At 60.1% G+C, this 20,625-nt stretch carries 16 protein-coding genes; 9 read left to right on the top strand and 7 right to left on the bottom strand.

What is annotated here, in order from left to right; translation table 11 throughout:
• Positions 1-29 precede the first annotated feature (29 nt).
• The 3 genes from putA (at position 30) to FHT87_RS15875 (ending at position 6,762) form a co-directional block, all read left to right on the top strand.
• Positions 30-3,146 carry a bifunctional proline dehydrogenase/L-glutamate gamma-semialdehyde dehydrogenase PutA gene (gene putA, locus FHT87_RS15865; protein WP_183803175.1) on the top strand — a complete coding sequence of 1,039 codons (3,117 nt, stop codon included), beginning with the start codon at positions 30-32 and terminating at the stop codon, positions 3,144-3,146.
• Between the two features lie 95 nt (positions 3,147-3,241).
• The gene (locus tag FHT87_RS15870) at positions 3,242-4,918 is read left to right on the top strand and encodes a hypothetical protein (RefSeq protein WP_183803176.1); all 1,677 of its coding nucleotides are present in this window, start codon (positions 3,242-3,244) and stop codon (positions 4,916-4,918) included.
• 164 nt (positions 4,919-5,082) lie between these two features.
• The gene (locus FHT87_RS15875) at positions 5,083-6,762 is read left to right on the top strand and encodes a formate--tetrahydrofolate ligase (RefSeq protein WP_183803178.1); all 1,680 of its coding nucleotides are present in this window, start codon (positions 5,083-5,085) and stop codon (positions 6,760-6,762) included.
• A gap of 62 nt (positions 6,763-6,824) precedes the next feature.
• Here FHT87_RS15875 and FHT87_RS15880 read toward each other — a convergent pair whose 3' ends face one another.
• Positions 6,825-7,760, bottom strand: a complete 936-nt coding sequence (locus FHT87_RS15880) for an extensin family protein (protein ID WP_348649371.1) — start codon at positions 7,758-7,760, stop codon at positions 6,825-6,827.
• A gap of 264 nt (positions 7,761-8,024) precedes the next feature.
• Between FHT87_RS15880 and FHT87_RS15885 the strand changes: the two genes are divergently transcribed.
• Both FHT87_RS15885 and FHT87_RS15890 read left to right on the top strand, forming a co-directional pair.
• Positions 8,025-10,259, top strand: a complete 2,235-nt coding sequence (locus FHT87_RS15885; protein ID WP_183803180.1) for a TonB-dependent hemoglobin/transferrin/lactoferrin family receptor — start codon at positions 8,025-8,027, stop codon at positions 10,257-10,259.
• 267 nt (positions 10,260-10,526) lie between these two features.
• Positions 10,527-12,716, top strand: a complete 2,190-nt coding sequence (locus FHT87_RS15890; RefSeq protein WP_183803182.1) for an anthranilate synthase — start codon at positions 10,527-10,529, stop codon at positions 12,714-12,716.
• Between the two features lie 68 nt (positions 12,717-12,784).
• On the opposite strand, the gene FHT87_RS15895 is transcribed toward FHT87_RS15890, so the two are convergent.
• The 4 genes from FHT87_RS15895 to FHT87_RS15910 form a co-directional block, all read right to left on the bottom strand.
• On the bottom strand, positions 12,785-12,949 hold the full coding sequence (locus tag FHT87_RS15895) for a DUF1328 domain-containing protein (protein ID WP_007824505.1): 165 nt from the start codon (positions 12,947-12,949) through the stop codon (positions 12,785-12,787).
• A 100-nt stretch (positions 12,950-13,049) separates the two neighbouring features.
• Complete coding sequence (locus FHT87_RS15900; protein WP_183731704.1) at positions 13,050-13,571, bottom strand: hypothetical protein; 522 nt, start codon at positions 13,569-13,571, stop codon at positions 13,050-13,052.
• A 117-nt stretch (positions 13,572-13,688) separates the two neighbouring features.
• The gene (locus FHT87_RS15905; RefSeq protein ID WP_183731701.1) at positions 13,689-14,369 is read right to left on the bottom strand and encodes a GNAT family N-acetyltransferase; all 681 of its coding nucleotides are present in this window, start codon (positions 14,367-14,369) and stop codon (positions 13,689-13,691) included.
• Positions 14,366-14,860, bottom strand: coding sequence for a MarR family transcriptional regulator (locus FHT87_RS15910; RefSeq protein WP_183803184.1), 495 nt, complete (start codon positions 14,858-14,860; stop codon positions 14,366-14,368). The genes FHT87_RS15905 and FHT87_RS15910 overlap by 4 nt, the downstream gene beginning before the upstream one ends.
• Positions 14,861-15,113: 253 nt before the next feature.
• On the opposite strand from FHT87_RS15910, the gene emfA reads away from it, so the two are divergent.
• Both emfA and queF read left to right on the top strand, forming a co-directional pair.
• Positions 15,114-16,028, top strand: a complete 915-nt coding sequence (emfA, locus tag FHT87_RS15915) for a CDF family cation efflux transporter EmfA (RefSeq protein ID WP_183731695.1) — start codon at positions 15,114-15,116, stop codon at positions 16,026-16,028.
• Complete coding sequence (gene queF, locus FHT87_RS15920) at positions 16,028-16,492, top strand: preQ(1) synthase (protein ID WP_183731692.1); 465 nt, start codon at positions 16,028-16,030, stop codon at positions 16,490-16,492. The genes emfA and queF overlap by 1 nt, the downstream gene beginning before the upstream one ends.
• Before the next feature lie 134 nt (positions 16,493-16,626).
• Here the strand turns inward: queF and FHT87_RS15925 are convergent, their stop codons facing one another.
• Positions 16,627-17,379, bottom strand: a complete 753-nt coding sequence (locus FHT87_RS15925) for a DUF2076 domain-containing protein (protein ID WP_183731689.1) — start codon at positions 17,377-17,379, stop codon at positions 16,627-16,629.
• A gap of 115 nt (positions 17,380-17,494) precedes the next feature.
• On the bottom strand, positions 17,495-18,205 hold the full coding sequence (locus tag FHT87_RS15930) for a hypothetical protein (protein ID WP_183731687.1): 711 nt from the start codon (positions 18,203-18,205) through the stop codon (positions 17,495-17,497).
• A gap of 157 nt (positions 18,206-18,362) precedes the next feature.
• Between FHT87_RS15930 and FHT87_RS15935 the strand changes: the two genes are divergently transcribed.
• Together FHT87_RS15935 and FHT87_RS15940 are read left to right on the top strand one after the other, a co-directional pair.
• Positions 18,363-18,950: an ATP-dependent Clp protease proteolytic subunit gene (locus FHT87_RS15935; RefSeq protein WP_183731684.1), complete on the top strand. Its 588-nt coding sequence runs from the start codon at positions 18,363-18,365 to the stop codon at positions 18,948-18,950.
• A gap of 160 nt (positions 18,951-19,110) precedes the next feature.
• Positions 19,111-20,325 (top strand): benzoate/H(+) symporter BenE family transporter, encoded by a 1,215-nt coding sequence (locus FHT87_RS15940; protein ID WP_183803186.1) that lies wholly within the window; start codon positions 19,111-19,113, stop codon positions 20,323-20,325.
• The last annotated feature ends 300 nt before the right edge of the window (positions 20,326-20,625 follow it).

Below are 20,625 nucleotides of genomic sequence, written 5' to 3' on the forward strand. Positions count from 1 at the left end.
TATGTTGCTAAAATCACGGAGAACCCTTCATGCCAACCCAGATTTCCACGCCGTTTGCCCCGTTCAACGCTCCATTTGCCGGTGACGACGATCGTCTGCTGCATGGTTTTGCCGAGGGCTTGCGCTTTTCGACCTCCCAGGATGCCGCAATTGACAAGCGTGCCGGCGGCATGATCGAGGCGATCCGCGAGAATTCCGGGTCGATCGGCGGCGTGGAAGATTTTCTGCGGGAATACGGGCTTTCCACCAAGGAAGGCCTAGCGCTGATGGTGCTTGCCGAAGCACTGCTGCGCGTGCCCGATGCACTGACGCAGGACAAGCTGATCGAGGATAAGCTGAAAGAAGGCGGCTGGAGCGAGCATGAAGGAAAGGCCGATAGCTGGTTCGTCTCCGCATCGGCCTGGGCGCTCGGCCTTTCAGCCCGCATCATCCGCCCCGGCGAAACGCCCGAAGGCGTGGTGCGTGGCCTCGTCAAGCGCATGGGTCTGCCGACCGTGCGCAATGCCACCAAGCAGGCCATGCGTTTCCTCGGCCATCATTTCGTGCTCGGCGAGACGATCAAGGACGCGTTGAACCGCGCTGCCAAGAGCGAAGAGAAGGGCTATCGCCACTCCTTCGATATGCTGGGCGAGGGCGCGCGTACGGCCGAAGACGCCAAGCGATACTGGCAGTCCTATGCCGTGGCGATCGAGGCGATCGGCGGCTGGATGGCAAAGAATGCTAAGGGCAAGGACCTGCCGGACCGCATGGGCATTTCCGTCAAGCTTTCGGCGCTGCATCCGCGTTATCTCGCCACCCACCGCGACCGCGTCATGAAGGAACTCGTGCCGGATCTCCTCAAGCTTGCGCAGATGGCCAAGGCGCATCAACTCAATTTTACGATCGATGCCGAAGAGGCCGACCGGCTGGAACTTTCGCTCGACGTGATCGCTGCGGTCTTTTCCGATCCGTCGCTTGCCGGTTGGGATGGTTTCGGCCTTGCGATCCAAGCCTATCAGAAGCGCGCGGTCGCGGTGATCGACTATATCGACGGGCTGTGCGAGACGCTCGGCCGTCGCATGATGGTGCGCCTCGTCAAGGGCGCATACTGGGATACCGAGGTCAAGCGGGCGCAGGAGCGTGGGCTCGACGACTATCCGGTCTGGACGCGCAAGCAGGCGACGGATCTTTCCTATCTCGCCTGCGCGCAGCACATGCTTGCCAAGCGGGCGCGTATCTTCCCGCAATTCGCCACCCACAATGCGCTGACGGTCTCCACGATCCTGGAGCTTGCCGGCAATGATCGTTCCGGCTTCGAATTCCAGCGCCTGCATGGCATGGGCGAGAGCCTTTACAATCACCTGATGAACTCCAACGATCGCATCGCGTGCCGCATCTATGCGCCGGTCGGAGGTTATCGCGATCTGCTTGCCTATCTGGTGCGTCGCCTTCTGGAAAATGGCGCCAACTCCTCCTTCGTCGCCATGGCCGGAGACAAGAACGTCCCTATCAAGGCACTGCTGGAGCGTCCGGCAGACAAGCTGCAATTCGATGTCGGTGCCAGTGCGCGCAACAGCAAGATCCCAATGCCGCTGCAGCTTTACGGCAAGCGCAAGAACAGCGCCGGACTGGAATTCGGTCATCGTGCGACGCTTGAAAAGCTGATGGGCGGTATCCGCAAGGGTATTCCCGCCATTTCCGCTACGCCGCTCATTCCCGGCGTGGCTGCAAGCGGAGCGGATGTGCCCGTCATCTCGCCATCTGACCATTCGAGGACCGTCGGCTCTGTCCGCAATGCCAGCGCAGCCGATATCGACGAGGCTTTTGCCGTCGCCGCCAAGGGCTTCAAGGCATGGTCACGCCGCTCCGTCGAAGAGCGCGCAATTGTGCTGGAACGCATGGCCGATCTCATGGAGGAAAACCGCGACAGGCTGCTTGCCCTGCTGGCTGCGGAAGCCGGCAAGACGCTCGATGACGGCGTTGCGGAGGTGCGCGAGGCAGTCGACTTCTGCCGCTATTATGCCGGCGAGGCACGCCGATTGTTCGGCACTGTGACCAAGATGCCGGGGCCGACCGGCGAGGACAATCGCTACCTCTGGCGCGGGCGGGGCGTCTTTGCCTGCATCTCGCCCTGGAATTTCCCGCTGGCGATCTTCCTCGGGCAGGTTTCGGCAGCCCTCGTTTCCGGCAATGCCGTGCTGGCAAAGCCGGCGCCGCAGACGCCGCTGATCGCCTATGAGGCTGTCAGACTGTTCCACAAGGCCGGTGTGCCGGAAGATGCATTGCTTTTCGTTCCCGGTGGTCCTGATGTCGGTGCCGCGATCACGGCGCATGTCACACTTGCGGGCGTCGCCTTCACCGGTTCGACGAAGACGGCATGGGCGATCAACCGGGCGCTCGCCGCCAAGGACGGGCCGATCGTACCGCTGATTGCCGAAACCGGTGGCCTCAACGCCATGGTGGTCGACGCAACCGCACTCGGCGAGCAGGTGGCAGACGACGTGGTCCTCTCGGCCTTCCGTTCGGCCGGCCAGCGCTGCTCCGCGCTTCGCCTGCTTTTCCTGCAGGAAGATGTGGCCGAGCACATGACGCAGATGATCGAAGGGGCAGCACGGGAGCTGCAACTTGGCGATCCGGCATTGGAAACCACCGATGTCGGCCCGATCATCGATGGAAAACAGAAGGCGATGCTGGAAGCCCATATCGCCGACATGCAGAAGACGCAGAAGGTGCGTTATGCCGGCAAGGCGCCTGATGGAGGCAGCTTCTTCGCGCCGCACATCATCGAGCTCGACAAGCCAGCGGCGCTGACCAAGGAAGTCTTCGGACCCGTCCTGCACATCGTCAAATGGAAGGCGAAGGAGCTGCCCAAGGTCCTGCAGGATATCCAGGCTTCCGGCTACGGCCTGACGCTCGGCGTTCACAGCCGTATCGAAGCCACGATCCGCACCGTTACCGATGCGCTCGATACCGGCAATGTCTATGTGAACCGCAACATGATCGGCGCCGTCGTCGGCACCCAGCCTTTCGGTGGATCGGGTCTGTCCGGCACCGGCTTCAAGGCCGGCGGTCCGGCCTATCTGCAGCGTTTTGCGTTGGAGCAGGTGATCTCGGTGAACACGGCGGCCGCAGGCGGCAATGCCAGTCTGATTGCTATGGGAGAATAAAGTAATAAAGCGGCGGCAGGCCCTCGGAATCCCGCTTGCTGCCGTTTAATCCAATTGCTAAGCGTATGATCAGGTGCAGCTAGGGCGATCTAATCGTGCGCTTTGCAATTTCTTTTTTGGTGAAGTGCTTATCCTTCCGATCATTACTTATTTTGTTTCTTTTCAACTTGCCGATAGGAGCTACTGTCTCCGAGGCTGCCAAGCAGAAACAGTCAGAACATCCGGCCATGAGCTTCATCGTCGTGCGCCGTGCTGTTTGCAACCAACCCTGCCCGGAATGGATTTCGGCCGAGGGGCGCATTACTTCCGATACACCTGCCCAAATGAGAAAAATTCTCAAGAAGATCGGGAATCGGAAATTGCCGGTCGTGTTCCGTTCGGAAGGTGGGGATGTGAACGCCGCCTATACTATGGGACGAATGATTCGTAAGGCTGGGCTGGAAACCGCGGTCGGTGGTACACGGCTGGAGGGCTGCCCGCCAGAGGATCTCCGTTGCGCTGCGGCCATCGCCCGGAATGGCGCTTCAGCAGGATCTACATATTCGTATGGAGCATATTGCGTCTCTGCGTGCCCGCTGGCTTTGGCAGGTGGTACGACGCGGGCTTCGTCGCAATGGGCGTATATCGGCGTCCACCAGATCACGACCGTCTACAACAAGATGCGGGTGTCCTATCGCATTGAATATAAGATGGTGAACGGGAAGAGGCAGGAAGTCTCCCGGAAGGAGATTGGCCGCAAGGTTACTGGGCAGAGCAGCTCTACCAAGCTGGGCAAGAAAGCTGCGGCGACTCTCAAGGCATATCTGAAAGAAATGGGAGTCAGCGATGACATCGTTGACCTGATGATGAGGGCCACGCCCGACAGCATGATGATGGTAGCGCCCACCGAAGCACTTCGGACAGGTCTGATCACGGATATGTTGGCTTACAACGAATGGCCCGGCATGCCGCTCTGCGCACAGGACGCAGTGGCCGATGCCGTATGCTATCGCCATCCGGCGCCTAAAGCGGCTGTCGCTGAGGCGCCGGTGAAGCGCGCGACCGTATACCCGAGCTATCCTGCGCCTGAAACCCATCCGATGGACTTTCTCCTGATGTACAATGGCAATTGCCAGGAAGAGTGCACGCAGTGGATTTCGGCGGATGGCGACATCATGCCGGATACACCGGGTCAGTTGGAAGCGATCTTGAAGACGCTCGGTGATAGAAAGTTGCCGGTCGTCTTTCAGTCCTTTGGCGGCGACAAGGATGCAGCGTTCGCGTTGGGGCGTATGATCCGCGCTGCAGGCCTCGATACGTCAGTTGGTAGAACGCGCTTGCCGAATTGTCCGATGCAGGATCCGCGTTGCACCGCGAGCATGGCCAAAAGCGGGCCGACCGAGGGGGAGGTATTCGCCGGCGGCGCGTACTGTTTTTCGAGCTGCACCCTTGCCTTCATGGGCGGAACGTCGCGGCTCGTGGGACGGACTTCCGCTCTTGGCCTGAGCCAGCCGGCGAGCAAGCTTACGGAGACTGAGCGCGGAAAATTCATCGCCTATTTCAGCGAGATGGGCGTCAGTCCCGAGACATTCGACACGATGATGATAACGCCGTCTTTCGGGAGAGGCGATATATATCCGCCTCAGGCACTCGCGCTTGACATCATCGATGGTGTGATCCCCTACGATGAAGAGCCCGGCCTTCATCTCTGCGGACCGAATGCGAAGGAAAGTGTCCGGTGCCCCAGAAAATCCGAGGCGGCGATCGTCCCGGCTGATGCCTCGGCAAATTGATGCCGAGATGCTTTCATGGTCTCCTCCATAAAGCCCGGATCGCTGGTCCCTCATGGAATAGGCGGGCCGCACGCGTAGCGCTATTCACAGTTCGGGCATATTTCGCTATCCGATTGAAATAAACGCCGAGTCCGTCGCGCGCAGAGAAAGCGGGAACCTGATCCATGGCTGCCATCAAATCCGATATCGAAATCGCGCGTGCGGCAAGGAAGAAACCGATCTTCGAGATCGGTGCCAAGCTCGGCATCCCGCCGGAGCAGCTCGTTCCCTATGGTCATGACAAGGCCAAGGTCAGCGCCGAGTTCATCGCCGCGCAGGACGGCAAGAAGGACGGTAAGCTGATCCTCGTTACCGCCATCAACCCGACGCCGGCAGGCGAGGGCAAGACGACGACCACGGTCGGCCTCGGCGATGGGCTGAACCGCATCGGCAAGAAGGCGATTGTCTGTATACGCGAGGCTTCGCTCGGCCCCTGCTTCGGCGTGAAGGGCGGGGCGGCCGGCGGCGGTTATGCGCAGGTCGTGCCGATGGAAGATATCAACCTGCATTTCACGGGCGATTTCCACGCGATCACCTCGGCGCATAATCTGCTCGCGGCGATGATCGACAATCACATCTATTGGGGCAACGAAGAGAATATCGATCTGCGTCGCATTACCTGGCGACGGGTGATGGACATGAACGACCGGGCGCTGCGCAGTATGGTGTCCTCACTCGGCGGCGTCTCCAACGGTTTCCCGCGGCAAAACGGCTTCGATATTACCGTCGCGTCCGAAGTCATGGCGATCCTGTGCCTGGCGAGCGATCTCAAGGATCTGGAACGCCGGCTCGGCGACATCATCATCGGCTACCGCTTCGACAAGACGCCGGTCTACGCCCGCGATCTCAAGGCAGACGGGGCGATGGCCGTGCTCCTGAAGGATGCCATGCAGCCGAACCTCGTGCAGACGCTGGAAAACAATCCGGCCTTCGTGCATGGCGGGCCTTTCGCCAATATCGCCCATGGCTGCAATTCGGTGATCGCGACGAAGACGGCGCTGAAACTTGGCGACTATGTCGTGACGGAAGCGGGCTTCGGGGCCGATCTCGGGGCCGAGAAATTCTTCGACATCAAGTGCCGCAAGGCCGGGTTGAAGCCGAGCGCTGCCGTGATCGTGGCGACCGTCCGGGCGCTGAAGATGAATGGCGGCGTGAAGAAGGATGATTTAGGCACGGAGAATGTGGGCGCGCTGGTGCGCGGTTGCTCCAATCTTGGCCGCCATATCGCCAATGTGCGACGGTTCGGCGTGCCTGTCGTGGTTGCGATCAACCATTTCATTTCGGATACGGATGCGGAAATCGCTGCCGTGAAGGAATTTGTCGCGCGTCACGGCGCGGAAGCCATCCTCTGCCGGCACTGGGCGGAGGGTTCGGCCGGCATCGAAGAGCTCGCCTATAAGGTGGTGGAACTTGCCGAATCCGGACAGGCGAGGTTCGAGCCGCTCTACGGTGACGACCTGCCGCTATTCGAAAAGATCGAGATCGTCGCCTCGAAGATCTACCATGCCGGCGAGGTGACGGCTGACAAGGCTGTACGCGACCAACTTGCCGCCTGGGAGGAGCAGGGCTACGGCAAGCTGCCGGTCTGCATGGCGAAGACGCAATATTCCTTCTCTACCGATCCGAACCTGCGCGGTGCGCCCGAGGGGCATATCGTGTCGGTGCGCGAGGTGCGCCTGTCGGCCGGCGCCGGTTTCGTCGTCGTCATCACCGGCGAGATCATGACCATGCCCGGCTTGCCGAAATCACCATCGGCCGAGCGGATTTTCCTCAATGATCAGGGTTATATCGAGGGATTGTTCTGATCCCGCAGCCACTTCGCAAGCCAATTCAATACATTCGCAACCGAATTGATCGGTCTCGTATTTCAGTGGCAGTAACGAAAGCCGCCCTTTCTCTCGAGCACATCGAGATGGAAGTGGGTCTCGTGGGCAGCATCGCTCTCGGGATCGAGCACGGTGGTGAAATAGAGGCAGCCCGCCGCGCTCACCGTGCGTTGGAATGCCCCTGTCAGCGTCGAATCTTCGCGGCGCGAGCGGACGGCAACATCCTCGCCCTTCTTGAAGCTGAAGCTTGCGATATCGATGGCATTGCCGCGGGCATGTTCGGAGATCTTGCCGGTATCGGCGCCGTTGCGCAGGCGGCAAATGTAGGCGGAGGCCTGGTTGATGGTTGTGATACCGCCGCTTTCCGGCAAGGCGACCGCGGCAGCGGGAATGACGCTTCCCTTCATCCATCGTGCGAGCGCCAGCGCCGTCGGGCAGCGTAGTGTTGCTTCCGGTTTCAGTGTGATGCCGGGCAGTGCTTGGGAGACGATGATCGGCTTGTCGATGCCGCAGCCGTTGTCGTCGTCGATGCGGGATGTCTCGCGGAAGACGACGCCGAGGCTCTGCAGTTCTCCAGTGCATTCGGCATGGTCCTCATTGCTTTCCGGTTCGATAGTCAGATGCTGCTCTTCGAGCGTCTGTTCGGTCGGGGGCTTCGGTGCCAGGTCTTCCGGTGCAGGAGAGGGCGGACCAAATTTTTCGCCGGCTGGCGCCGCCGGGGTCTCGCTCGGTTTGGGCTGCGGTGTCGGAACCTCGGAGGCCGCCGGCGCTATTTTGGGATTTTGCGCAGGTGCGGGCTCGGGCTGAGGCTTGGGAGCCTCCTCGGTTTCTGGTTTCTTTTCTGGTTGAGGGACAGCAGGCGCTTCGGTTGCGGCTTCAGGTCTTGCCTGCGGCACCGGGCCGGTTCGCGGCAGTTTTGCGCCGGGGAGCAGGGCGAGTGCGGCAAGAAGGACCGCCGTCTTCCGAAATTCTCTCACACGTCGTTTCCCGTCGTTGATCGAGCGGAGAGGAAACGCAAGAGCGGCGATTTCGTTGCAATTGCGCAACGTTTGAGAAGATCGTTAAAACTTGAGCATGTAATTCAACATAAATCACCCATATATATTGACAATAAAACTCATGTTTTTTATGCGGCAAAAAGAAGGCGGAAATCTCCGCAATCGTCCGCAAGCCTAGCCAGCCCCTCGAGCGTCTGACACGCCACGACAGCCAGCCCGGTAATTTCCATTTGAGGGTAGGTTATGATCGTCCGGCATTGGCGCTCGGTTCTAATGGTCTGCACAGCAGCCGCACTTGTTCTTCCCGTTTCACAGGCTCTCGCTCAGAGTGCACCGGCAGCGACGCCGGCCACGAATGCCGACGGCGCAACCGTTCTCCAGAAGATCGTCGTCAAGGGAAATCGGGCGGCGCCCGGCAGCATTGCCGACACGCCGCTTGCGACCCAGATCGACAGGAAGGAACTGGAACAGAAGCAGGTCACGAACTACGACGACATCGGTCGCAGCGTCGATGCGACCGTGAACTATTCGCGTGCCGACGGGGGCTTCAACCTGCGCGGCCTTTCCGGTCCGCGTATCCTGACGACCATCGATGGAATCCCGATCCCCTATGTTTCCAATAGCTCGCGTCAGGGCGCCTTTGCGACCAGCAACGCCAATGGCGGCGGCGATACCTTCGATTTCGATTCACTTTCCTCTCTCGACATCGTGCGCGGCGCGGATTCGAGCAGGGGCGGCTCGGGTATGCTCGGCGGTGCCTTCGTTCTCAACACGCTCGAGCCTGAAGACCTGATCCCGGAAGATCGCGACTGGGGTGCGATCGTCAAGTCGACCTATGACAGCGAAGATCGCAGCATTGCAGGCTCCGCTGCTGCCGCCAAAAAGGTCGGCAACACGTCGATCCTTTTCCAGGGTTCTTATCGCAAGGGCCACGAGCGCGACAACACGGGCGATAACGACAGCTATGGCCGCTTGCGCACCGAGGCGGATCCGGCTGATTTCGATCAGAACAATCTGCTCTTCAAGGTGCGCCAGGACCTCGAAGGCGGCCATCGCATCGGCCTGACGGCTGAACGTTTCCGGCGCGATCTGAAGACCGATCTTCGGGAGCAGCAAGGCTTTGGGCGCACATACATGATCAACAATTTCGACGGCCGTGAATTGCGCGACCGCGATCGTGTCTCGCTCGATTATGATTATGAAGCGCAGTCTTCCGATGCCTTCTTCAGCAGTGCTCGGGCGACGCTCTATTGGCTTGATTTGAAGAAGGAAGCCGGCAGCCAGGGCCGAACGGCCGCTAATGTTGCCTACGGCCGTAACAATGAGATCGAAAACGAAACCTGGGGCTTCAGTGGCACCGCGACCAAGGATTTCGAATATTCCGGTCTCAATCACTCCGTTCGCGTTGGTCTCGATGTCGGCGTATCGAAGTGGACCCAGTTCAGCTGGGCGCTTTGCCCGACGCCGACGACATGCCCTTCTCTGAACAATCAGGCGGAAGTGCCAAATGTCGACAGCCAGAACCTTGCTTTGACTTTCGAAGATAAGATCGAAATCGGCAATACCGGCTTCGCGCTGACGCCGGGCTTCCGCTTCGACTGGTTTAATTACAACCCGTCGACTGGTGGTGGGTTTGCAACCAATACCGGCCTCAGCCGTTTCGGAGATCTCCGCGATCGCACTGAAGCAGCAATGTCACCAAAGCTGCTTGCGACCTACGATCTGACGCCCGATGTCCAGCTTTATGCGCAGTTGGCAGTTGGCTTCCGAGCTCCCACCGTGGACGAACTCTATAGCCGCTTCTACAATCCCAACGGCCGCTATGCGCAGCTTGGCAATCCCGATCTTGAGCCGGAAATCGGCCGTGGCATCGAGATCGGTGCCAATTTCGACACGGGCGGCATGCAGGGGCGAGTGGCCGCTTTCCACACCCGTTATCAGAACTTCATTGAGACGCAGCAGAACTACAACCCCGTAGCCAACTTCACGGAATTCAATTACGTGAACGTCTCGTCGGCCTCGATTTCGGGCCTCGAAGCGAATGTGATCAAGACCTTCGACAACGGCATCAATCTTCATACCTCGCTTGCTTATACCTATGGTCGGAATGACGATACGCAGGAGCGGCTGCGCTCTGTTGCACCGTTCAAGGCCATTATCGGCGGCGGTTGGAGCAACGACGAATACGGTTTCGACCTCTCCTCGACACTCTCGTCGCAGATGACCGGCAACGATAATGCGGAGACGTCTTTCGATGCACCTGGTTATGGCATCGTCGATCTGACGGCATGGTGGACGCCTGAGCAGGTCAAGGGTCTGCGCATCCAGGGCGGTGTCTATAACATCTTCGATCAGGAATATTACAGCGCGCTGGCAGTTCGTGACGTTAATTTGAGTTCACCGACGGCGTCACAGCCGAAGGAGTGGTACACGGAGCCGGGACGTACCTTCAAGATCTCGGTCACCAAGACTTTCTAACTGCAAATCAGCCTTTCAAGGCTGGGGTAGGGGCGGCTTTCGGGTCGCCCTTTTTCGTGCGCGAATGGCCCCTTGCGCTTGGCTTCATCTCAGGCTAACAATTTTGCCCATGAAGAAGTCCTTGAACATTGCAGTTTGGTGGTGGGCTCGCTGAGGCGGCCTCGACCAATCGTGTCCAAAGACGACGAACGAGCCGCCCGAAACTTCGAGGCGGCTTTTTTGTTTCAAAGGTCGCCTTTCGTCCGGGTCCGATAACGGAGTGGAACTATGGTAACGATCCTGCGGGATGATGGTGCGGAAATCTATGAGACCAAGGGCGGCATCACCGTCACCCGGCAAAGGCGAGCAATTCCCTATGCCGACGCGGTCTCGTCCTATGTCGACAAGCTCGACGAGCGGCGCGGCGCCGTCTTCTCGTCGAACTACGAATATCCGGGCCGCTATACGCGTTGGGATACGGCCGTCGTCGATCCGCCGCTCGGTCTTTCCTCCTTTGGCCGCAATGTCTGGATCGAAGCCTATAACGAGCGCGGCGAGGTCATCCTCGGCTTTATCGTCGAGCGGTTGAAGACGGTTCGCGAGATCGAACTCGGCGCATCGACCGCGCGCAGGCTCGACCTGACGGTCAAGATGCCGGACCGCGTCTTTACCGAGGAAGAGCGCTCGAAGATGCCGACGGTCTTTACCGTCCTTCGCGCCATTACCGATCTCTTCCATTCGCAGGCCGATGCCAGTCTCGGCTTTTATGGCGCCTTCGGTTACGATCTCGCCTTCCAGTTCGATGCGATCAACCTGAAGCTGGAGCGACCTTCCGACCAGCGCGACATGGTTCTCTACCTGCCGGACGAAATCCTCGTCGTCGACAACTATGCCGCCAAGGCCTGGATCGACCGCTACGATTTCGCCAAGGACGGCAAGACGACCGAGGGCAAGGCCGAGGATATTGCGGCAGAGCCTTTCGTGCGCACCGACGTCATCCCGCCGAAGAGCGATCACCGGCCGGGCGAATATGCCGACCTCGTCGTCAAGGCGAAGGAGAGCTTCCGCAAGGGCGATCTCTTCGAAGTGGTGCCGGGCCAGAAGTTCATGGAGCGTTGCGAAAGCAAGCCGTCCGATATTTCCAAGCGGCTGAAGGCGATCAATCCATCGCCCTATTCCTTCTTCATCAATCTCGGCAATCAGGAATATCTGGTCGGCGCCTCGCCGGAAATGTTCGTGCGCGTTTCCGGCCGCCGCATCGAGACCTGCCCGATCTCGGGTACGATCAAGCGCGGCGACGATCCGATTGCCGACAGCGAGCAGATCCTGAAGCTCTTGAACTCGAAGAAGGATGAGTCCGAACTGACCATGTGCTCGGATGTCGACCGCAACGACAAGAGCCGCGTGTGCGAGCCGGGTTCGGTCAAGGTCATCGGCCGCCGGCAGATCGAGATGTATTCGCGCCTCATCCACACGGTCGACCACATTGAAGGCCGTCTGCGCGACGATATGGATGCGTTCGATGGTTTCCTCAGCCACGCCTGGGCGGTGACCGTCACTGGCGCGCCGAAGCTCTGGGCCATGCGTTTTATCGAATCCCATGAGAAGAGCCCACGCGCATGGTATGGTGGGGCGATCGGCATGGTCGGCTTCAATGGCGACATGAATACCGGCCTGACGCTGCGCACCGTGCGCATCAAGGATGGCATCGCGGAAGTGCGCGCCGGTGCGACGCTGCTGAACGATTCCATTCCTGAGGAAGAAGAAGCCGAAACCGAACTGAAGGCCTCTGCCATGCTTTCCGCCATCCGCGATGCAAAGACCGGCAATTCCGGCAAGATCCAGCGCGATGTCGCCTCTGTCGGGAAGGGCGTCAACATTCTGTTGATCGACCACGAGGACAGCTTCGTGCACACGCTGGCGAATTACTTCCGCCAGACGGGAGCCACGGTCTCGACCGTGCGCACGCCGGTGCCCGAAGAAATTTTCGATCGGCTGAATCCGGATCTCGTGGTGCTGTCGCCCGGTCCCGGCAACCCGAAGGATTTCGACTGCAAGGCGACGATCAAGAAGGCCAGGGCACGCAATCTGCCGATCTTCGGCGTCTGCCTCGGCCTGCAGGCACTGGCCGAAGCCTATGGCGGCGAGCTTCGCCATCTGGCGCTGCCGATGCATGGCAAGCCGTCGCGCATCCGCGTGCTCGAGCCGGGTATCGTCTTCTCCGGCCTTGCCAAGGAAGTGACGGTTGGCCGCTATCACTCGATCTTTGCCGATCCTTCGACGCTGCCGCGGGAGTTCATCATCACGGCTGAAAGCGAGGATGGTACGATCATGGGCATCGAGCATGCCAAGGAGCCGATCGCAGCCGTGCAATTCCATCCGGAATCGATCATGACGCTCGGTGGCGATGCCGGCATGCGGATGATCGAGAATGTGGTGGCGCATCTCGCTCGCCGGGCCAAGACCAAGGCCGCCTGATGCCAAAGGCATAAACAATAAGAACCCGCCGGAAACGGCGGGTTCTTATTGTGCGTTAGGTTGTCGGTCTAGACCCGCCGCATGAGCCGGGCGACGATGGACACGACGAACAGCACCAGGAAGATGAAGAACAGGACCTGGGCGATCGAAGCGGATGCGCCGGCAATGCCGCCAAATCCAAGGACGCCTGCAATCAGGGCTACGACGAGAAATACCAGAGCATAATACAGCATCGCGATCTCCTTCAGCGGTTGCTGGCAAGGATAACGGAAGCGTGAGCGCTTCGTTCCATTGCCGCCGCAACAATTGGATTTGCGTGCTGACTAAGTCTGCTCAGCCGAACTGCAAATCGGTCTTGAAAGACCGGTCGCCATCGCGCGGCATCGGCGGTTCTGCTGCCGCCAGATAGGATCTTGCCGGTCCCGTCAGCACGAACCAGAGGCTGGCGCCGATCATGAAATAGGCAGCGGACGGATCGTCCGAGCGGGTAATGAAGGGAAGGCAGGCGGCGGTGAAGAGGATGGCGAGCCGGACGGCCCATTCGGCCTCACGCTTCATGAAGGCCCTGGCTTTCAGCTTTTTGTAGGTGGCAGCATTGTAGCCGTCGGCATCGCGGCCGGTGAACAGCGTCCAGGCGGAGGGGAGCGCGAGCATGACGAGGCCGCCGTAGCACAATAGGAGCGCTGGACCAGCAAGGAAATGGCTGGCCGCGAAGATCAGCAGGCCTGTCACGGCAATGTTCCAGAGCGGCTCCAGCCGTTCCGGCGACAGGCCGGTCCGGATGTGCCAGGCCCGCAAGGAACTGGCCGCACCGTCAAGCAACGGTTGGTCGATGTAGCGATTGATCCAATGCATGTCTCACGCGGTCCCCAATTGACTGCAGCGCCGTCCACACCATGCAATTGGGTCGCTATCATGGCGCGCATGGCAAAAGCGTGAGCCTATGGTGTTTTAGCAAGTATATGAGGGGGCCTATGCGCGGCGCTTGACGACGTGCAGGTTCATTTCCGATCGCAGCGTGAAGCCAAGTGCCTTGTAGAGCGTGATGGCCGACGTGTTGGTGTAATAGGCATGCAGGAAGACGGTATCGCCCCTGGCGGAAATTTCTCCGGCGACGTAGCGGAAGAGCAGGGTGCCGAGGCCGCGCCCCTGAAAATCGGGATGGGTGCAAAGGCCGCTGAGCTCGCCAAATCCAGGGTGACGCAGGCGCTGGCCGGCCATGGCGACGAGCCGGCCGTCGATCTTCACACCCCAGAAGGTTCCGAGGCTTTGGGCACGAAGGGTGAAAGGGCCAGGCTTGGTCAACGTTGCCAAAGCGAGCATTTCTTCCGCATCATCAATGGTCAGTGGCTGCAGCCGGCTGTCGGAAATACGCTCGTAAGGCCGCTCGGCGATCATCTGCACCAGCTTTCCTTCGGAGACGACCGTCAGCCCCTGTGGTATGGTGACGGGTCCGGCTTCGACGATCGCCATGACCTCGTCTGCCGCCGGCAGGTTTTCGAGCGCTTCGAGGCTTTCGCGCGTCTCGTCGGCGGCGGCCGCGAAAGGAACGATGGAGGGCGGGTAGCGCATCGCATGTTCGCCGCCTTCGGCGAGTTCGGCATGCGTCGTCTGAAGCGCGTTCCAGATCGGTCGGTCGAGGATATGGCTCATGCGGTTTTCTCCTGCGCGGCGCTGGTGCGGCGGATGAGCGGCGCTTCTGAAAGCCCATCCTCGATTGCCGCAAGCTGTTCAAGCAGCGGGCCGTGGAGATCCCCGCAGAGATCGGCAACGGCGGCTGCGATGCGCGGCCAAACCTGTTGTCTGGAATAGTCGACGAGTTCCTGTCCTTTCTGTGTCAGTGAAACGACCCTGCGCCGCTGATCTTCGGCGGACTGTTGCATATCGAGGAAGCCGAGTTCCATAAGTTGGGAAGCGGTGCGCGTCGCGCCCGGCTGGGTGATGCCCACGGCTTGGGCCAATTCCCCTATGGTCAGAGGTCCGAGCCTGTCGATGGCGCCGAGAAAGGGGTATTGCGCGGCCTGGATGGAGACGCCCAGTTCCTCGATCACCTGCTGCGTATCGGCCTGCAGGCGCTCGCCGATCCGGCGGAAGCGGCTGCCAAGGCATAGGTAGCCCAGCGATTTCACGATATCTTCGACCAAAGCAGGTTCCTCCTCAAATTTAATAACAAGTTATATAAATGCTTATGTAATCGGCGTCAATCATGCGACGCAGCGTAGAGGACGCCATTCACTCGGGAAGAACTTGCGCTTGTTTTAATCTGCAAGGCCTTTGACTTTGTGGATCGGATTGCCCATATCACCCGCATTGGCCGCCTGCGCGATTCCCGCGTGGGCGGTTTTGCGTTTCGATGGCTTAAATGCTGCAATTCATTCGCATCCGCAGGGGGACGATATGAACGACGAGAGCAATCTCACGGTCCGGAAACTGGCGTTCTGGGGCATTCCCGTTTCGCTCGGTGTGATGGGACTGAAGATGGTCGCCTGGTGGGTGACGGGCTCCGTGGCGCTGCTCTCGGACGGGCTGGAATCCTTCGTCAACGTGGTGGCGGCTTTCATCGCCTTCTTCGTCATCCGCTATGCGCAGAAGCCTGCTGACCACGATCATCCTTTCGGCCATCATAAGGCGGAGTATCTTTCGGCCGTCACCGAAGGGGTGATGATCGTCGTCGCTGCGCTGCTGATCGTCGAGGCGGCCGTAGGCCAACTTGCCGATCCGCGTATGCTCGAAGCGCCGGTTCTGGGTCTTGCGATCAACTTCGCCGCCGGGGTTATCAATGCCATCTGGGCGCAGCTTTTGATCCGTACCGGGCGAAAGCACCGGTCTGCAGCTTTGACGGCGGATGGGCAGCACATCATGTCGGATGTTGTCACCTCCGTTGGCGTTCTCGTTGGCCTACTTCTGGCGCTTGCGACGGGCTATGCGATCTTCGACCCCATTCTTGCCATTCTCGTTGCGCTCAACATCCTGTATCAGGGCTGGAAGGTGATCTCTCAGTCGATCGGCGGGCTGATGGACCAGGCGGTCGAGCCGCAGGAGGAGGAGGCGATCAAGCAGGCGATCGCCACCCATGCGGCAGGCTCGATCGGCGTGCATGACCTGAAGACGCGGCGCGCCGGTTCGGTGACCTTCGTCGATTTCCATCTTGTCGTGCCTGCCAAGATGACGGTTCGTGAAGCCCATGATATTTGCGACCGCCTTGAAGATGCCATTCGCGCAGCGCATGCGGGCGCGACAATTGCCATTCACGTGGAGCCGGAGGGCGAAAAAGCTCACGGTATCCGCGTCAAAGTGATCAAGGAGGCGTAATGCCGAAGACAGACGTTTCCAGCCTTTCGATGCTGGGCCAGCAGACGGAAACCGCAAAGAACCCCGAAGAAGCGGTCCTGGAAAAGGTGCCTGCCAACCACGTCGGCACCGATTATGTCGTACGCTTCACGGCACCGGAGTTCACGTCGCTCTGCCCGATGACCGGTCAGCCGGATTTCGCCCATATCGTCATCGATTACATTCCGAACGAATGGCTGGTGGAATCGAAATCGCTGAAGCTCTTCCTGCATTCCTTCCGCAATCACGGCGCTTTCCACGAGGATTGCTCGATTTACATCGCCAAGCGCATCGTCGAGCTGCTTGAACCGAAGTGGCTGCGCATCGGCGCCTACTGGTATCCGCGCGGCGGCATTCCGATCGACGTTTTCTGGCAGACCGGCAAGCCGCCGGAGGGTGTATGGCTGCCGGATCAGGGCGTTGCGACCTATCGCGGACGTGGGTGAGCCGCGATCGGGCGCAGCCCGAGCAATCGATCCAGTGGATCGATTGCAGCAGCGAACGCCCTGAGCCTAAGCGAAGGGCCGGGATACGATGCGGCAGTTTAAAACCCGCTGTCGCACATACAGCGCATCAGTTCTCAGACATCCGTCGTATCGCTATCGGAATCGTCGGAAAAGTCGTCGTCATTGTCGTCATAATCGGCCTGCTGGACATTGTCGTCATTATTCGTCCGGTTATCGTCGGCCTGGCTGTTGTCGCCATAGTAGTTGTTGATGACGGTTTCCTCGGTTGGCGCGCTGGCATTGCCGAAGGGATTGGCGCCGCCAAAAGGCGAACCCCAGCCAAGCGACGACATGTGGTTGCCGAAGATGCCGGAAAGCGAATTGGCAAGCAGCATGCCGCCGGCGACACCGGCTGCCGTGCCGAGAGCGCCGCGCAGGAAGCTGCCGCCGGCGGACGGCGCGTAGGCCTGCTGGCTCCAGGGGCCGGTCGGCTGCTGTGCCATTTGACGGCTATTGTCATAGCCGCGCGGTTGTTCGTAGCTATCTCTCGGTGCGCCACCCCATGGGCCGGGAGCGGGCGCCGGCTGTTGTGTCTGCGTGTTGCCGAAGATGGAGCTCAGGAAGCCGCCTTGTTCCGCCTGGCGGTGACCCCCTTCGCCCGCTTCGAGCTGGCGGACGCGCTCCTCAAGCTCCTTGATGTGGTTGGCAGCGGCTTCCAGACCCTTTTCCTGAACGATAACGGCCTGTGCCAGATAATAGGTGGCAGAGGGTTGCGCACGGGTGGCTTCCGATATCAGCGCTTCGGCTTCCGGATCGCGCGGCGTGGCGGCTGCGGTACGGACGCGATCGAAGAGGGCGGTCAGCAATTGGCGTTCTTCCGGTGACATGTCCTGTCTCCTTTAAAGTTCTGCGGCTCTAGCGTTCGGCGGGAGAGCCGCGTCAAGCTGAGTTAGGAAGCGATTGGGGCATTTCAAAGCCTTGGCGGCTTACATTTCAGTAAGCTCAGACTTCCTTAAGCCAGATGCGCAGAGGCCCCAGAAATTCGAAGCCCGTGCGCAGCGCCTCGTCCAGGTCGTCGCCGTGTTCGTAGCCGACAAGCGGTTCTCCCGGATAGAGCCTGGCGGCCTGCGCGATCAGCCCGCGGCGGATGGTTTCACCGTGCCGGTCCTCGGCAAACAAGTTGGAATGGCCGACGACGCCGGCGTGGTGATTGAGGATCCCGCCGCCGACCGGTTGGCCGTGCTCGAAACCAAGCAGGAAAGTGATTTCAGGATCATGCAGCAGTGGCTCGGTAAAGATCGTCTGCGTTATCGGCCCGTTCGCCTTGCCCCATTCCGCATCCCATCGCGCAAGATCGGCAGCGCTTTCCATGCGCTCCCATGTGAATGGGGACGGTGCCGGGATTGGCGTGCGCATACCGATCCATTCGGCTTCGAATAGCATCGTGAAGCCGAGGGGTGCGAGATCGACAGCCGCGTAGCTGTCCTTGACTGCCCAGTCGCGCTTCTCGCTGCTGATCAGCGTCTCGATCGCCTCTACCGCTTCGTCGTCCGCCTCCGTCAACGTTATGGCATCGGGATAGAAGGGCGGCGTGCCGCGGCGGTGGAACCAGAGCGTTGACGTGAACTCGCCGGGCGAGCCCTGCGCCTTGCAGACGGCGTCGCACCAGAATGCGTTATTGCGCACGGCTGCGCGTAGCAGGGAGGAGGTCATTTTGCGTTTCTCCCGGTCTTTTCAGAGGATGCGATGATATCGTCCGTTTGTCATAAGAATATCTTCACCGCTTCCTGCTTCCTCTTTTTCCCGCATTGTTTTACGCATTGAGTCGCACTATGTGCGAGGAACCGCATTGGACGTGAGAGAGGTTCGAATGAACGAAGAAGAAGAACAGGACGAAAAGACGAAGGAACTGCCGCTCGGCAAGGAAACGGAGGCGAACCTTTTCAAGTCGCGTTCGATCTTCATCTACGGGCCGATCACGCAGGAACTGGCACAGAAGGTCTGCACTCAGCTCGTGGCGCTTGCTGCCGCCAATGACGAAGATATCCGCATCTACGTGAATTCGCCCGGCGGCCATGTCGAATCCGGCGATTCCATTCACGACATGATCAAGTTCATCAAGCCGAAGGTCTGGATGATCGGTACGGGCTGGGTCGCCTCTGCCGGTGCGCTCATCTATGCCGCAGCTCCGAAAGAACGTCGTATCTGCCTGCCGAACACCCGCTTCCTGCTGCACCAGCCGTCCGGCGGCACGCGCGGCATGGCTTCGGACATCGAGATCCAGGCACGCGAGATCATCAAGATGAACGAGCGACTGATCAAGATCTTCTCGAAGGCCACCGGCCAGGCGGAAGAAAAGATCGCCAAGGATATCGACCGCGATTACTGGCTCTCGGCCGAGGACGCCGTTGCCTATGGTCTCGTCGCTCGCGTCGTGACCTCACAGAACGAAATCTGATCTTTCGCTGATCTGTTTTTGAATTTACGCCCCGTCTGTCAGCCGCAGGCGGGGCGTTTCCCTATCCGCCGAGATAACGACAAGTAATCTCGGGGATTGCCGCTCAGGCGAACATTTCCGGCGGCAATCCGGCTTGCGTGCAATTCTCTTATGCTGCTCCATGCGCAATCTTCGCAGCCGGAGTCGCGCCATGCTCAAAGATTTTTCCGTCCAGAGCCTGTTCATGGGTCTGTTGACGGCGTTCGTCGGGTTTACCAGCTCCTTTGCCGTGGTACTGCACGGATTGCAGGCGGTTGGTGCGACCGATGCGCAGGCCGCTTCGGGGCTGATGGCGCTGTCGATTTCCATGGGGCTTTGCGCCGTCGTGCTCAGCGCCGTTACGCGCCTGCCGGTCAGCATTGCCTGGTCGACCCCCGGTGCGGCGCTGCTGGCGAGCATCGGCACGATCGACGGCGGTTTCGATGCGGCTGTCGGAGCCTTCATTCTCTGCGGTGTGCTGATCGTCGTTGCCGGGCTGTTCAAGCCGCTCGGGCGGGCCGTCGCCGCCATTCCCGCGCCACTTGCCAATGCCATGCTCTCGGGTGTTTTGCTCGGTCTCTGCTTTGCCCCGGTGAAGGCGATCGCCTTCAATCCGCTGCTTGGATTGCCGATCATTCTGACCTGGATCGTGGTCGGCGCCTTCAAGCGCCTTTGGGCCGTGCCGGCAGCGCTGGTGGCCTTCGTGCTGACGCTGGCCTTCGGTGTCGATATTCCGGAGGGGGCGCTGGCTTCACTCGAACAGTCGCTGGTGCCTGTCGTCGATATCGTCCATCCGGTCTACAATCTCGCAGGCTTCGTGTCCATTGCGCTGCCGCTCTTCATCGTGACGATGGCATCGCAGAACATTCCCGGTATCGCCGTGCTGAAGGTCAATCACTATGATCCGAAGCCGGGACTGCTCTTTGCCGTCACCGGGGTCTTCTCGCTTCTGGCGGCGCCCTTCGGCGGCCATGCGGTCAATCTGGCGGCCATCACGGCGGCGATGTGCGCCGGGCAGGATGCGCATGCCGATCCTTCGCGGCGCTATTGGGCAGCGCTGATTTCGGGTGTCGGTTACGTCATTCTCGGCCTGCTTGCGGGCGCAGTGACGGCCTTTGTCGCATTGGCGCCGCCGATCCTGATCGAGGCCGTGGCGGGTCTCGCACTTGTCGGCGCCTTCTCCGGGTCTGCCATGGCGGCCTTTCAGGCGCCTGATACGCGCGAGGCGGCGGCGATCACTTTCCTCGTCACGGCATCGGGCGTTTCCTTCGGCGGCATTTCCGGCGCCTTCTGGGGGCTGGTTGCCGGTGGGCTGATGCTCGCGCTGTCTCGAATTGTGCAGATGACGAAAAAATAGGTGAGGGGTTGCCGGAATTTCCGCCGAAGGTTATAAGCGCGGTCATGAAGAGCACAAGCGCACGGATTTCCGAGACGATTGCACGCAGCCGCACGGCATTGCGTGACAATACGCGCGCCCTGACCTCGCTTCTTCTCCTCGGCCTTACGCGCGGTTGCCGGGTCCTTTGAGGAGCGCCCGGCGGCCGAAAGCCCGTCCGGCCATCGCTCCTCGCGACTCACTCTCAAAATTGACCAAACGACCGAGTAAAGGTCCGCATTTGCAGTCGCCAAGCCTGATATGATCGGCTAAGACGCGGGG

The organism is Rhizobium sp. BK316 (assembly GCF_014193695.1).
Lineage (GTDB): Bacteria > Pseudomonadota > Alphaproteobacteria > Rhizobiales > Rhizobiaceae > Rhizobium.

Bases quoted from the DNA above. Each gene is read 5' to 3' on its own strand.
- putA (WP_183803175.1), top strand. From the start codon at position 30: ATGCCAACCCAGATTTCCACGCCGTTTGCCCCGTTCAACGCTCCATTT.
- FHT87_RS15875 (WP_183803178.1), top strand. From the start codon at position 5,083: ATGGCTGCCATCAAATCCGATATCGAAATCGCGCGTGCGGCAAGGAAG.
- FHT87_RS15885 (WP_183803180.1), top strand. From the start codon at position 8,025: ATGATCGTCCGGCATTGGCGCTCGGTTCTAATGGTCTGCACAGCAGCC.
- FHT87_RS15890 (WP_183803182.1), top strand. From the start codon at position 10,527: ATGGTAACGATCCTGCGGGATGATGGTGCGGAAATCTATGAGACCAAG.
- FHT87_RS15895 (WP_007824505.1), bottom strand. From the start codon at position 12,949: ATGCTGTATTATGCTCTGGTATTTCTCGTCGTAGCCCTGATTGCAGGC.
- FHT87_RS15900 (WP_183731704.1), bottom strand. From the start codon at position 13,571: ATGCATTGGATCAATCGCTACATCGACCAACCGTTGCTTGACGGTGCG.
- FHT87_RS15905 (WP_183731701.1), bottom strand. From the start codon at position 14,369: ATGAGCCATATCCTCGACCGACCGATCTGGAACGCGCTTCAGACGACG.
- emfA (WP_183731695.1), top strand. From the start codon at position 15,114: ATGAACGACGAGAGCAATCTCACGGTCCGGAAACTGGCGTTCTGGGGC.
- queF (WP_183731692.1), top strand. From the start codon at position 16,028: ATGCCGAAGACAGACGTTTCCAGCCTTTCGATGCTGGGCCAGCAGACG.
- FHT87_RS15925 (WP_183731689.1), bottom strand. From the start codon at position 17,379: ATGTCACCGGAAGAACGCCAATTGCTGACCGCCCTCTTCGATCGCGTC.
- FHT87_RS15930 (WP_183731687.1), bottom strand. From the start codon at position 18,205: ATGACCTCCTCCCTGCTACGCGCAGCCGTGCGCAATAACGCATTCTGG.
- FHT87_RS15935 (WP_183731684.1), top strand. From the start codon at position 18,363: ATGAACGAAGAAGAAGAACAGGACGAAAAGACGAAGGAACTGCCGCTC.
- FHT87_RS15940 (WP_183803186.1), top strand. From the start codon at position 19,111: ATGCGCAATCTTCGCAGCCGGAGTCGCGCCATGCTCAAAGATTTTTCC.